Source organism: Exiguobacterium sp. 9-2 (assembly GCF_036287235.1).
Lineage (GTDB): Bacteria > Bacillota > Bacilli > Exiguobacteriales > Exiguobacteriaceae > Exiguobacterium_A.
Map to the genome: position 1 here is coordinate 54235 of NZ_CP142850.1, position 14044 is coordinate 68278.

Below are 14044 nucleotides of genomic sequence, written 5' to 3' on the forward strand. Positions count from 1 at the left end.
TAATATCCGTATGAAAATGATATATTCACTATTGAATATTCGGAATTACGGAGAGGTGGAACGAAACAAATGAAAATTCGGAGAAGTGGTCGATTGGTCGACATGACGCGGTACTTGCTTGACCATCCCCATCATCTCGTCTCATTGACGATTTTTGCAGAACGTTATAAATCGGCGAAATCGTCGATCAGTGAAGATTTAGATATCGTCAGCGAGATGTTAGAACATGAGGGAACAGGTCGTCTCGTTACAGTACCAGGTGCTGCGGGTGGCGTCATGTTCATTCCGACGTGGAGCAGTAAGAAGGCGTTACCGTTCATCGATGATCTATGTGAACGTGTCGCTCGTCCAGACCGACTGTTACCGGGGGGATACCTTTATTTGACGGACTTACTTGGAGATCCGAAGATGGTCAAACAAATGGGACAAGTGTTTGCATCTGTCTTTAGCCAAAAGAAAGTCGATGTCGTCATGACGATCGCAACGAAGGGGATTCCACTTGCTTATGCAGTCGCTGAGCAACTTGGTGTACCGTTCGTCATCGTGCGTTCAGATAGTCGTGTTACGGAAGGATCAACAGTCAGCATCAACTATGTCTCGGGTTCTTCAAAAGCGATCCGGACGATGGCACTCGCGCGTCGAAGTTTACCACGTGGAGCGAATGTCTTATTGATTGATGACTTCATGAAAGCCGGCGGAACGATTCGCGGAATGATGAGTCTCTTAAGCGAGTTCGAAGCAAAGGTCGCAGGTGTTGGTGTTTTGATCGAGGCAGAAGGTGCTGAGAAGAAGATGGTCAACGAATACGTCAGCTTAATGAAATTAGCGGACGTCGACGTCGACCTTGGTCAAATCCAAGTTAAGCGTGGAAACGTCGACCACTATTTCTCGGAAGCTGAGACTACCTGAAATTGACAGCCGCATGGATTGTAACTATACTGTAATTATCAAACTTTTGGAAATTATGCGTAAAAAGATTGGGAAAGACTAAACCTTTGTTTGTTTTAAGCCGTAAGTAGAAGTAGACAACGAAGAGTTGTGACAACGGTTAAAGGGGTGCGGACAAAATGAACGTTACGGACGTTAAAATTCGTCGCGTCGTAGCAGAGGGTCGAATGAAAGCACTTGCCTCTATTACGCTCGACCACGAATTCGTGGTACATGATTTGCGTGTCATCGAAGGGAACAGTGGTCTCTTCGTCGCCATGCCAAGTAAACGAACGCAAGAAGGTATCTTCCGGGATGTCGCTCATCCAATCAATGCATTAATGCGAAAAAAGGTCGAAGATTCAGTACTCGAAGCCTATACGGCACGTGAGGATCAAGAAGAAGGCGTCTGTTACGAAGTCTCTTCTGCCCAAACGACAGATCAAGCATAAGAAAAAGACAGGTTTCTCTTCTTGGGAAAACCTGTCTTTTTCTCGTTTTTTCATCGATTCCGCTTCGTCCCATCATTGAATAACGATGCCATTTTCGTTATAGTTGGAACGAGTGTACTATTTCAGAACGAAATCAACACTAATTTACGTGGAGGAGCGACAAGGATGAATCATTTCGCGGTAATTCTAGCAGCGGGTAAAGGAACTCGGATGAAATCTAAGCTTTACAAAGTACTTCACCCAGTCGCTGGGAAACCTATGGTACAGCACGTCGTCGATCAATTAGCGACGCTCGGCGTCAAGCGACAGGTCGTCATCGTCGGTCACGGTGCGGAATCCGTCAAAGAAGTGCTTGGCACATCGGTGGAATACGCACTTCAAAGTGAGCAGCTTGGCACAGGACATGCTGTTCAAATGGCAGAACCCGTACTCGGGAACGAACAGGGAGCAACGCTCGTCGTCTGTGGCGATACACCACTCTTGACGAGTGACACACTGGCTTCATTGTTACAACATCATGCGGAGACAAACGCAAAAGTGACCGTCTTGACGGCACTCGCTGACGATCCGACAGGTTACGGACGTATCGTTCGTGGCGAAGACGGAAACGTCTCGAAAATCGTCGAGCATAAGGATGCGAATGCAGAAGAGCTCGCGATTCGTGAAATCAATACCGGTACGTATGTATTCGATAATGAGATGTTGTTCGCGACGCTGAAGCAGGTTAAGAACGATAATGCGCAAGGTGAGTATTACTTACCAGACGTGATTGAGATTGCAAAGGCAGCAGGCGAGACGATTGCAGCGTATGCGGCACCTACGTTCGAAGAGACGATCGGTGTCAATGACCGCGTCGCACTTGCACAAGCAGAAACATCGATGCGCAAGCGAACGAATGAGTACTGGATGCGTCAAGGTGTCACGTTCGTTGATCCGTCTTCGACGTACATCGGACCAGACGTCACGATTGGTTCAGATACTGTTCTCTATCCTGGTACGCAGTTGCTCGGTCAGACGGTCATTGGTTCAGAATGTACGATTGGTCCGAACTCGGATATCCGTAACAGTGAAGTGGCAGATGGCGCCATTGTTCGTCAATCCGTCGTCACGGATAGCAAGATTGGTCCAGCGGCACAAGTCGGTCCATTTGCGCATTTACGTCAGCAAGCGGTTCTCGGTGCGAACACACGCGTCGGAAACTTCGTTGAGATCAAGAAATCAACATTTGGCGAAGGTAGCAAATCAGCCCACTTGAGCTATGTCGGAGATGCAACAATCGGAGAGAACGTCAACCTCGGTTGTGGATCGATCACGGTCAACTATGATGGAAAAAATAAATTCCAGACGATCATTGAGGACGATGCCTTCATCGGCTGTAACGTCAACTTGATTGCACCGGTCACGGTCGGCAAGAATGCCCTTGTTGCTGCCGGATCAACCGTCACAGACGATGTGCCGGAAAACGGTCTCGCGATCGCACGGGAACGTCAAACGACGAAACCCGATTATCGTTAATTCATTACTTGTCGCTCTACTCGTCTAAACCCAAACAAATGGAGGCCACCTACACATGTCTACTGTCTTAGAACATGAAATTCGTATTTTCGCACTCAACTCGAACAAACCACTGGCAGAGGAAATCGCTAAAGTCATCGGAATCCCGGTGAGCGAAAGTTCAGTCAAACACTTCAGTGATGGCGAAATTTCGATGAACATCGAAGAAAGTGTCCGGGGGGATGATATTTACATCATTCAATCGACAAGCCAACCAGTCAACGAAAACCTGATGGAACTTCTCATCATGATCGATGCACTGAAACGGGCGTCTGCACGGACGATCAACGTCGTCATTCCGTATTACGGTTATGCGCGTCAAGATCGCAAAGCACGTTCACGTGAGCCAATCACGGCGAAACTCGTTGCGAACTTGCTTGAAGTAGCAGGGGCGACACGCGTCGTGACGATGGATCTCCATGCAGCACAAATCCAAGGGTTCTTCGATATTCCAGTAGATCAATTGATGGGTGTACCGCTTCTCGCTTCATATTTCGAGAAAAAGAACATCGATCCAAACGAACTCGTCATCGTTTCTCCAGACCATGGCGGTGTCACACGGGCACGTAAATTAGCAGAGCAATTAAAAGCACCAATCGCAATCATCGACAAACGCCGCCCGAAACCGAACGTCGCAGAAGTCATGAACATCGTTGGTCAAGTCGATGGCAAGATTGCCATCATCATCGATGACATCATCGATACAGCGGGTACGATCACACTTGCAGCGAACGCTTTGATCGAAAACGGAGCGAAACAAGTCTATGCATGTTGTACACACCCTGTTCTTTCAGGTCCGGCAATGGAGCGAATTGAGAACTCAGCGATCGAAGAACTCGTCGTCTTGAACACGATCGATTTAACACAACGCGAATGTGCAAGCAAAATCAAACAAATCTCTGTGGCACGCTTGCTTGCAGAAGCAATCATCCGTGTACACGAACAGAAATCAATCAGCCCGCTCTTCAGCTGATTGCTTATGCATACGAACGATGTGGTCCGGTTTATTGAAATCGGACCCTTGTTCGTTTACTTTTTTAAACAGAAATGAGGAATCGATATGAAATGTATCGTCGGATTAGGGAATCCTGGCGCGAAGTATGCGAATACGCGCCACAACATCGGTTTTCTTGCGATCGATGCCTTAGCGGAGAAACACGGGATCACGCTTTCAGAATCGAAGTTTAAAGCCCTCTTCGGAACGGGAATGATAAACGGAGAACGTGTCGTGCTCGTCAAGCCATTGACGTATATGAATTTATCAGGTGAAGCGGTGCGACCGTTACTTGATTTCTACAAGATCGCGGTCGAGGATGTGCTCGTCATCTATGATGATCTGGATTTACCACTTGAGAAATTGCGCTTGCGTTCGAAAGGCAGTGCAGGCGGTCATAACGGCGTCAAGTCGTTGATCCAGCACCTCGGTACGCAGGAAATCAAGCGTCTTAAACTCGGTGTTGGTCGACCACCGGCACCAATCCAAGTCATCGACTGGGTGTTAATGAATTTTTCGAAGGCGGAACAAGGAAGTCTGCAACACGTACTCAATGCGTCTGTCGATGTAGCGACGGACTTTATAGACACACCGTTTCTCGCTTTGATGAATCGGTATAACTGAACGCAACGCTTTGGGGGTTCCAAAGCGTTTTTGCTGTCGTGTTTTAGGAGGAAGAAGATGAAACAATTACAAGAACTCTTATTAGCGATTCCTGAAATCAAGACGGTTCGGGAACGCTTCCGGGACGGTGTCAACGCTCAGTTGATCACTGGTCTGATGAATAGTGGAAAGGCATTGTTCGTCGCCGGGATTTATCAGGAGACGAAACGTCGATTCGTACTCGTGACACATAATATGTTCCAAGCGCAAAAGTTGTACGATGATTTGATTGAACTCGTGCCGGAAGAAGACGTCATGCTCTATCCGGTTGATGAGACATTAGCCGCGGAACTCTCCTATGGGGCGAGTCCGGAACTGCGGGCAACACGGATCGAAACTCGTCACCGTTTATTGACGACGGACGACGGGATCCTAATCATTCCGCTCGTTGGCTTACGCCGATATGTTCCGGGTGCAGAGACGTTCTTGTCGCACGTCAAACAGGTGAAGCCAGGCGATATCTTGTCGATTCCAGACTTCGTCCAGGATTTAGTTGATGCGGGGTACGAGCGGACAGCGACCGTGACGACACCAGGTGAGTTTGCCGTTCGCGGGAGTATCATCGATATTTATCCGCTCACGGTTGAACGCCCGTACCGGCTCGATCTATTCGATGAGGAAATCGACTCGATCTATACATTCGATGCGGAGACCCAACGTTCGCTCGGTGTTGTCGCAGAAGCATGTTTGATGCCAGCAGCCGAACACTTCGCGACCAAGGATCAGTTAAAGGAGGCTGGCGAAAAAGTCCGTCGTCTTTATGAGGTGACGAAAGAGCGCGTCCAAAGTACGGAAGTCCTCGCGGCACTCGAAGAGGGGATCGCTTACGACGTCGAGTTGTTAGAAAACGGCGATCGTCCGAAACAGTTCGCGAAGTATGCACCAATCCTCTACACGTCGACGTTACGTCAAGACGTGACGGGCAGCGTCTTGATCGTCGATGAAGTCGCGCGGGTCGAAGAAGCGGCAGAAGTCCAGGATGCAGAGGAAGCAGAATGGATGGCGTCGCTCATTGAACGCGGACAAAGCGTCAGTGATTACGTCCTGTCCGTTCCGATGACACATGTCTTTGAAGGACAACCATTGTTGTACCTCTCGCTCCTTCCGACTCGTCGGAGCGGTGTACCGGAAAGTGCGGCAATCCATTTCAGCATCAAACCGATTGCGCCGTTCCATGGTCAGATGGAACGCCTGAAGCAAGAAGTCGAGCGATATCGTCGCGCTGACATGTGGATAGTCTTCTTAGCGAGTAACCGAGAACGTGCCGAGCGGATGCGCCAGACGTTATCCGATTATGGGGTTGAAGCCTCGATTGTAACGAAAGAAGGTATCACTCGTGGTCAACCAGCGATCTTGATTGGCGGAATTCATGGTGGATTCGAGATGACGAATGCGCGCCTCGTCGTCATCACAGAAGAAGAAGTCTTCAAGCAACCGGCGCGTCGCCGGAAGCAGACGACGAAGCTGACGAACGCTGAACGGATCAAGAGTTACCAAGAATTGAAGACAGGTGATTACGTCGTTCATATTCATCATGGAATTGGGCGGTACCATGGCATCAAGACGATTGATGTAGCCGGTAATCATCAGGATTATCTCCATCTCGTCTACGCAGGAGAGGACTCGTTGTATGTTCCTGTCGATCAGATCGACTTGATTCAAAAGTACGTCGGGGCTGAAGGGAAAGAGCCGAAAATCTATAAACTCGGTGGAACGGAATGGAAAAAGGTCAAAGCGAAGGTTCAAAAATCGGTCGAGGATATCGCTGATGAATTGATCAAGCTCTATGCGGCTCGTGAAGCTGCCGTCGGTTTTGCTTTCCCAGAGGATGACGATAACATGCAAGCGTTCGAGGCTTCCTTCCCATATGAGGAAACGGTCGATCAATTGCGATCAATTGCCGAGATCAAGAAAGATATGGAACGTCCGCGTCCGATGGATCGTCTATTATGTGGCGACGTCGGGTACGGGAAAACGGAAGTGGCGATTCGTGCAGCCTTTAAAGCAGTCATGTCTGGAAAACAAGTGGCATTGCTCGTACCGACGACCGTCCTTGCGCAACAACACTACGAAACAATGCTTGAACGATTCAGTGAATGGCCGATTCGTGTGTCGGTCATGAGCCGGTTCCGTTCGCCAGCAGAATTAAAGGCAACGAAACAAGGGTTAAAAGAAGGAACGATTGATGTCGTCGTTGGGACACACCGTGTGCTGTCGAAAGACGTCCAATTCGCTGATATCGGATTGTTGATCATTGATGAAGAGCAACGATTCGGTGTTAAACACAAAGAACGTCTGAAACAGTTGAAGACAAACGTCGATGTCTTGACGTTGACAGCGACACCGATTCCGCGGACATTGCACATGTCGATGATCGGAATCCGTGATCTCTCTGTCCTTGAGACACCACCGGAAAACCGTTATCCGGTCCAGACATACGTCATGGAATACGACGGAATCGTCATGCGGGAAGCACTCGAACGGGAACTCGGACGTGGTGGACAAGCATTCTTCCTCTACAACCGTGTCGAGGGCATCGAGCGAAAGGCAGAAGAGATTCGCGCCCTCGTACCGGAAGCACGAATTGTCACGGCTCACGGTCGAATGACGGAAACCGAACTCGAAAGTCAGCTAATCGCCTTCTTCGAAGGAGATGCCGACGTCCTTGTCAGTACGACGATCATTGAGACGGGGATTGATATCCCGAATGTCAATACGTTGATCGTTCATGACGCCGATCAAATGGGCTTATCACAGCTTTATCAATTACGTGGCCGTGTCGGTCGTTCAAGTCGCGTCGCCTACTCGTACTTTACGTACCGTCCGCAAAAACGATTGACGGAAGTGGCAGAAAGTCGTCTGCAGGCGATCAAGGAGTTCACGGAGCTCGGTAGCGGTTTTAAAATCGCAATGCGTGACTTGTCGATTCGCGGTGCCGGGAACTTACTCGGTTCGCAACAATCTGGATTCATCGATTCTGTTGGTTTCGATCTCTATTCGCAGATGCTTGCAGAAGCAGTCGAGGAGCGGAAAGAACGGATGAAAGGTAAAAAACGCATCCAGAAATTCGTTCCTGAGTTCACATTCAGCCTTGATGCCTATATTCCATCGCACTACATGACAGACTCCGAGCTGAAAATCGAGTTCTACAAACGTTTGAAATATGTTGATACCGTCGATAGTCTCGAACAACTCGAAACGGAAATGCTTGAACGATTCGGTGAGTTTCCGGATGAGGTCGCGCGTTTGATCCAGTTGACGCGAATGCGCATTTTCGCTGAACGGGCGCGTGTCGAGCGTGTTAAACAAACCGATCCGAAAATTGAGATCGTCTTATCGCTCCAATCGACACAACAACTCGATGTGGCGGACTTCGTTAAATGGACTGTTCCACTGGGACGTGGTCTTGGAATGGGACAACAAGAGGAGAAACTCGTCTTAACCCTCAACCGCAACAAACAGTCGACGCAACAGATGACGATGCAGGCAGAACAATTATTGGCGGAACTTGATCGCCGGCTCGTCGGGCGATGAATAGACGAACGATTGCGCAAGGCGCAGCACTGCTTGCGATCTCTAGTTATATCTCAAAATTGCTCAGCTTCTTTTACCGGATTCCGTATCAGAACCTCGCTGGTGATTTCGGATTGTACGTCTATCAGACCGTCTATCCATTATTTGCGATTGCGGCAGCGCTCGGCATTTATGCGCTGCCTGTCATCGTGGCGAAGTTGACGCTTCACCACCCGGATGAGAAACGAGAAGTTCTCTGGTCGATTTTTTATGTCTTACTTGCCATGACCGTCTTTTTCGGTCTGCTCGGATGGTGGATCGCCCCGACGCTCGCTGGGTGGTTCGGGGATGCAAAACTGGTTGTGCCCCTGCGTGCGGTAACATGTACGTTTTATTTACTACCCGTGATTGCTGTTCTACGAGGAATGTTCCAAGCAGATCTTGAGATGCGACCGACGGCTGTATCCCAAGTCTCTGAAAATGCCGTCCGTGTCGGACTATTGTTGCTTGTGACGTATATCGGTGTCTCGATGCAGGCGGACCCCTACTGGATTGGTGCGAGCGCTCATTTAACGGCGATTGGCGGCAGCATCGTTTCGTTATTCGTCCTGTTACGCTTTGCGAAAGGGAAAATCGGTCGTCCGGTATTTTCGAGTATTCATATAAGACGTGTCGGAAAAGTGCTGGTGACAAGCGGTGTAGCAGTTAGTATCGCGTCACTTGCATTGTTGCTGATGCAATTGATTGATGGATTAACGTTCGTCAATCTACTTGGCAATACGACGGAAACAAAAATCGAAAAAGGAATACTCGACCGTGGGTATCCGTTACTGCAATTTGCGATTCTGTTTGCGACGTCGATGAGCCTTGCGAGTGTGCCAGCCTTGTCGACCGCATACCGGAAACACGATCCACAGATGATGCGTCAACAACTCGAGACATTACTCCGTTCCGGTTTATTGATTGCCGCTGCAGCGACGATCGGGCTAATGGGTGTGATGCGTCCGCTCAATATTGCGTTATATCAAAATGATCAAGGAACAGCGGGATTGATTTGGCTCGCAGCGACGGCATTTGCCGCATCGATCGCGATGATGATCGTCTCTTGTCTCCAGTCGGTTGATGCCGAGAAGTATGCGCTTGTTGGTGTTCTTATCGGATTAGGGGCGAAGCTTACTCTGAACCTCTATTTCATTCCCCGATATGGTATGATCGGGGCGGGTATGGCGACATTTGGCGGTTTTGCCGTCATGGCGGCAGCACAATGGATTTTATTGAACCGGAAGTTCGGTCGTGTATCTGCGGGAACTGTTTTTTATCGAAGACTGGTCTTACCTGTGCTTACCATGGGTGTGTTTCTGTATCTGATCGAGACGTTTTTCCAGCTGTTTGAGCTTGAGACACGAATCGGTGCGGCACTCGAAGTCGGCGTTCTTGTCGTCGGTGGTGCCATCATTTATGGCAGTATGGCGTTACGCTTTCGTGCCTTATCAGAACAAGAGTGGGCGTTATTGCCTTTAGGAGATAAGTTATATCAGATGTACCAACGTAGGAGGAGCATATGACACACCGAATTACGATCGTCGGCCTTGGCGTCGGCGAACTCGAACAATTGCCGTTTGGCATCTATCGATTATTAAAAAACACGACACAACCTGTCTATTTGCGGACAGTGGATCATCCAGTCGTTTCAGAACTTGCAGCAGAGGGAATGAACTTTACATCATTTGACTCAGTTTATGAACGACATAGTCGGTTTGAAGACGTATATACAGAAATCGTCGAGGAATTGCTTCGTCTTTCTGAAACGACGGATATCATCTATGCCGTTCCAGGACATCCATTAGTCGCTGAGAGTACTGTGCAACAGTTGTTGCAACGGACAGACAATGTCGATGTCGTAGGGGGACAAAGTTTTCTCGATCCGATGTTCGCTGCACTTGGCGTGGATCCGATTGAAGGATTCCAGTTACTTGATGCAACGGCATTTGCTGTCGATGAAGCACAGATTCGTCAACATCTACTGATTGGGCAAGTCTATGACGCGCTCGTCGCTGGCGACTTAAAAGTCCAGTTGATGGAACGGTATCCGGACGAACATCTCGTCACTCTTGTCACAGCAGCAGGTACGAGTCAGCAAACCGTTCAAAACGTACCGTTATATGAACTCGATCATGTGACGACGCTCAGTAACTTAACGACGGTCTATGTACCACCGGTTACGGATGAGCAGACGTTGAATCGTGACTTCGCGACTTTAAAAGAGATTATCGCGCGATTACGCGGTGAAGGTGGTTGTCCGTGGGATCAAGAGCAGACGCATGAGTCCTTAAAACGACATTTAATCGAAGAATCTTACGAATTACTGGAAGCAATCGACCTTCAGGACGATAACTTAATGATAGAAGAACTAGGAGACGTCCTCTTACAGGTTATGCTCCACGCACAAATTGGTCTAGATGAAGGGTATTTTGATATTCGAGACGTCATCGGAAGCGTCAGCGATAAGATGATTCGTCGCCATCCCCATGTCTTCGGGGAAACGACTGTTGATTCTTCAGCAGACGTTGTGTCGAACTGGCAAGACATCAAAGCACAAGAAAAACCGGAGCGGACTTCTTTACTTGATGGTGTGACAAAAGGAGCACCTGCTTTGATGCGCGCAGAAGACATTCAAAAGAAAGTGGCGAAAGTCGGTTTCGAGTGGGAAGACGTCGAGGGGGCACTTGAAAAAGTGATCGAAGAGTTACATGAATTGAAAGAAGCAGCCCCAGAAGAACGACTCGGAGAATTTGGAGACGTCCTGTTCTCGATAACACTCGTCGGAAAATACCTCGGTCTATCGGCAGAAGAAGGATTACAACGAACGAATGATAAATTTATTCGCCGTTTTACACGGATGGAACAACTAGCGGATCGACCGCTCGTTGAGATGACGCTTGAAGAGCAAGATTCACTCTGGCATCAAGCGAAGCAGGAGGAACAGTCATGAGACTTGATAAATTTTTAAAAGTATCGCGTCTGATCAAACGACGGACGCTTGCGAAAGAAGTCGCCGATCAAGGTCGGATTACGATCAATGGTAATGTAGCGAAAGCAAGTAGCACGGTAGCAGCAGGTGATGAGATGACGATTCGGTTCGGAAATAAGATCGTGACAGTTGCGATTTCAAGCATTAAAGAACATGCGAAAAAAGAAGAAGCATCTGATATGTATGAAATCATCCGTGAAGAAAAGGTGAATTCCGAAGAATCGATGTAATTTACCGGAAAAAGGAAGTATACTAAAGAGTGTCAGGGATGACCACTCAGAAAGAGGAGGGATGATATGCCAACACCGCTCGAATCAGGGCGTCAAACGCCAAAGATCAAGCCGCTCAATGACCGTAAGAAGCAATTGAGTCAGAATGCTATTGAAAACCGTCGACGTCTCAAAAATCGCTTTTTCTTGTGTCTGACCGTCTTTTTGCTCATCTTTTCCCTCATGGGGTGGTCATACATGGAAAAACGGCAATTGATCGCAGAACAAAAGCAGTCATTTCAAGTAGCTGAACAGGAGCAGACGAAAGCAAAAAAAGAGACTGCTCGTCTGAAAGAAGAAATCAATCGTCTCAATGATAAAGAATATGTGGCGAACTTAGCCCGGAGCGAGTTGCTCTATTCGAAAAAAGGGGAAACGATCTTCTACTTTTCACCTGAAGACTAATTGAAGGTTGCCGATTGATTGAAAAAAGAATGAATCACTCGTATAATAAGAAACGAATCAACTAAAAAGGAGCAATACAATTTATGTCGATTGAAGTAGGCAGCAAAGTGCAAGGGAAAGTAACAGGCATCACGAATTTCGGAGCGTTCGTTGAGTTACCAACAGGGAAAACTGGTCTTGTTCACATTAGTGAAGTGGCAGATTCTTATGTTAAGGACATCAATGATGTATTAACGGTTGGTCAAGAAATCACCGTTAAAGTCTTAAGTGTTGAAAACGATGGTAAGATTGGTCTTTCCATTAAAAAAGCCGTCGATCGTCCAGAAGGTGAACGCCCACGTCCAGCACGTCAGTTCGATCGTGGACCACGTCCAGCAGGACAAGATCGCGGACCACGTTCGTTCGATAACAAAGGACCGCGTGGAGGCGGTAATCGTGGAGGCTTCAACAAAGGTGGCCGTAATACACCACCACCGCGCAAAGAACAATCGTTCGATACGTTGATGTCTAGTTTCCTGAAAGATAGTGAAGATCGTCTTGCTACATTGAAACGTCAAACGGATTCAAAACGTGGCGGGCGCGGCGCAAAACGTCAATAACTTGCTGACCTGTTCTTTATAAGAATAGAGATGGAATGACGCCGTTCATTCCATCTTTTATTTTTTTAAAATTATTTTTATAAAAAGCGTTGACTTTCATTTGACCTGCCCGTATTATAGAAAATGTGCTTAAGACGCACGAGTTAAAAATATGGCGGTGTAGCTCAGCTGGCTAGAGCGTACGGTTCATACCCGTGAGGTCGTGGGTTCGACTCCCTCCGCCGCTACCATATTTTTTTTGGCCCGTTGGTCAAGCGGTTAAGACACCGCCCTTTCACGGCGGTAACACGGGTTCGAATCCCGTACGGGTCATTCTCAAAAAGCTATCTCTATTATATAGAGATAGCTTTTTTTAGGTTTTAACGGAAAGGGGTGAAGTCGTAATGGAAGGTGTGCCGTTTGAACCGCTCCTAGTCGGAGTGTCTGGAGGATGTGACTCGATGGTACTCGTCGATCGGTTGTATCGAGAAGGGTATGACATTGCAATTGCACATGTGCATCACGGATTACGAGAAGCATCCGACGAAGAAGCACATTTTATCGAAGACTGGGCAGCAACTCGAAAGATTTCGTTTTTCATGACACGTTTAGACTGGGCAGGGCGTACGAGCTCTCAAGCAGCATGTCGTGAGGAACGGTATGCATTTTTTGAGCGCATCATGGAAGAGACCGGACGCTCGCGTCTTGTTCTCGCCCATCATCAAGATGATCAAATCGAGACGTTGCTCATTCAGCTCGTTCGAGGAGAAGCACAAGTTGATGGGATTCCTGTCATTCGTCCGTTTGGTAACGGCTGGTTACATCGACCGTTACTACATGAATCGAAGCAAGCATTACTCGATTATGCATGGCAACATGAGGTACCGTGGCGAGAGGATGCATCAAATGCAGAAACGACCTATTTACGAAATCAAATTCGGCATAAGATTCTTCCGCCACTACGAGACATTCGTCCTGGTTTTGAACAGGCAACAGCAGCAGCAGCACATGCGCGACAGCAAATCATGCGTGAGCAGGCAACATTCGTCGCAACCTATCTCGACCGGTGTAAGGAAACAAACGGAATTCCGGTCGCACGTATTTTAGAATTGCCGACGGATTTACAACGGCTCGTCTTGCCGACGTTAACGGGCGATACGTTTTCTTCCGAAACGATTCGTCACTTTGTTACATGGCTTCGGGTGGATAAGGGCTCGGACGAAGTGTATTATGGAAACTGGAGGATGCGACGTGCATATGGCTTTTTGATGCAAGATCGTGTGATACGGTCAATGAATGACGATTTACCGTTTCAAGTAGGGGAGAATTTGGGAACGTATCATTATGGTGAACAAATGCTTCGCTTCTCAATTGGAGCGCACGGGATCCCACTGGACGCGATTACGTTTCCGTTGACGGTACGTCCGCCACGTCCGGGAGATCGGATTCAACTTGCTGTTGGTTCGAAAAAAGTCAGTCGAATTCTGATTGATGCGAAGGTTCCACGTTATCTCCGGGAACAAGTGCCGGTCGTCGTCGATGCAAATGGAGTGATTTTAGCCGTCATTGGACATCGAATTGCAATATTCGGGTCATTTGAACTCCTCGCAAAATCTTATTTAATGATAGAATGGTAATGTAGTGTTTATTATGGAGGA

General features: G+C 48.1%; 12 protein-coding genes and 2 tRNA genes. All 14 read left to right on the forward strand.

Features of this window, described 5'->3' with window-relative positions; all coding sequences use genetic code 11:
* Window positions 1-69 precede the first annotated feature (69 nt).
* The 14 genes from purR to tilS all read left to right on the forward strand — a co-directional run bounded on the left by purR (window position 70) and on the right by tilS (window position 14023).
* Complete coding sequence (purR, locus tag VJ374_RS00320; protein ID WP_023466544.1) at window positions 70-909, forward strand: pur operon repressor; 840 nt, start codon at window positions 70-72, stop codon at window positions 907-909.
* 158 nt (window positions 910-1067) lie between these two features.
* Complete coding sequence (gene spoVG, locus VJ374_RS00325) at window positions 1068-1379, forward strand: septation regulator SpoVG (protein WP_329469708.1); 312 nt, start codon at window positions 1068-1070, stop codon at window positions 1377-1379.
* Window positions 1380-1544: 165 nt separating this feature from the next.
* Window positions 1545-2894 (forward strand): bifunctional UDP-N-acetylglucosamine diphosphorylase/glucosamine-1-phosphate N-acetyltransferase GlmU, encoded by a 1350-nt coding sequence (gene glmU, locus VJ374_RS00330; protein ID WP_290787796.1) that lies wholly within the window; start codon window positions 1545-1547, stop codon window positions 2892-2894.
* Window positions 2895-2949: 55 nt separating this feature from the next.
* Entirely contained in the window at window positions 2950-3906 is a 957-nt protein-coding gene (locus VJ374_RS00335; protein ID WP_012368955.1) for a ribose-phosphate diphosphokinase, read from the forward strand.
* 87 nt (window positions 3907-3993) lie between these two features.
* The gene (gene pth, locus VJ374_RS00340) at window positions 3994-4551 is read left to right on the forward strand and encodes an aminoacyl-tRNA hydrolase (protein ID WP_035413235.1); all 558 of its coding nucleotides are present in this window, start codon (window positions 3994-3996) and stop codon (window positions 4549-4551) included.
* A gap of 57 nt (window positions 4552-4608) precedes the next feature.
* Complete coding sequence (gene mfd / locus VJ374_RS00345) at window positions 4609-8124, forward strand: transcription-repair coupling factor (RefSeq protein WP_329469711.1); 3516 nt, start codon at window positions 4609-4611, stop codon at window positions 8122-8124.
* A complete protein-coding gene (locus VJ374_RS00350; protein WP_056062004.1) occupies window positions 8121-9668 on the forward strand; it encodes a putative polysaccharide biosynthesis protein in 1548 nt (515 codons plus the stop codon). Before mfd ends, VJ374_RS00350 begins: the two co-directional genes overlap by 4 nt.
* Window positions 9665-11095, forward strand: coding sequence for a bifunctional methyltransferase/pyrophosphohydrolase YabN (mazG, locus tag VJ374_RS00355; protein WP_056062007.1), 1431 nt, complete (start codon window positions 9665-9667; stop codon window positions 11093-11095). Before VJ374_RS00350 ends, mazG begins: the two co-directional genes overlap by 4 nt.
* Window positions 11092-11364 (forward strand): RNA-binding S4 domain-containing protein, encoded by a 273-nt coding sequence (locus VJ374_RS00360; RefSeq protein ID WP_023466556.1) that lies wholly within the window; start codon window positions 11092-11094, stop codon window positions 11362-11364. The genes mazG and VJ374_RS00360 overlap by 4 nt, the downstream gene beginning before the upstream one ends.
* 66 nt (window positions 11365-11430) lie before the next feature.
* Complete coding sequence (locus VJ374_RS00365) at window positions 11431-11808, forward strand: FtsB family cell division protein (RefSeq protein WP_035413247.1); 378 nt, start codon at window positions 11431-11433, stop codon at window positions 11806-11808.
* An 83-nt stretch (window positions 11809-11891) separates the two neighbouring features.
* Window positions 11892-12407 (forward strand): S1 domain-containing RNA-binding protein, encoded by a 516-nt coding sequence (locus VJ374_RS00370; protein ID WP_035413250.1) that lies wholly within the window; start codon window positions 11892-11894, stop codon window positions 12405-12407.
* Between the two features lie 153 nt (window positions 12408-12560).
* A tRNA-Met gene (locus VJ374_RS00375) sits at window positions 12561-12637 on the forward strand.
* A 10-nt stretch (window positions 12638-12647) separates the two neighbouring features.
* Window positions 12648-12719 (forward strand) — tRNA-Glu (locus VJ374_RS00380).
* Window positions 12720-12790: 71 nt separating this feature from the next.
* Entirely contained in the window at window positions 12791-14023 is a 1233-nt protein-coding gene (tilS, locus tag VJ374_RS00385; protein WP_329469715.1) for a tRNA lysidine(34) synthetase TilS, read from the forward strand.
* Window positions 14024-14044 lie beyond the last annotated feature (21 nt).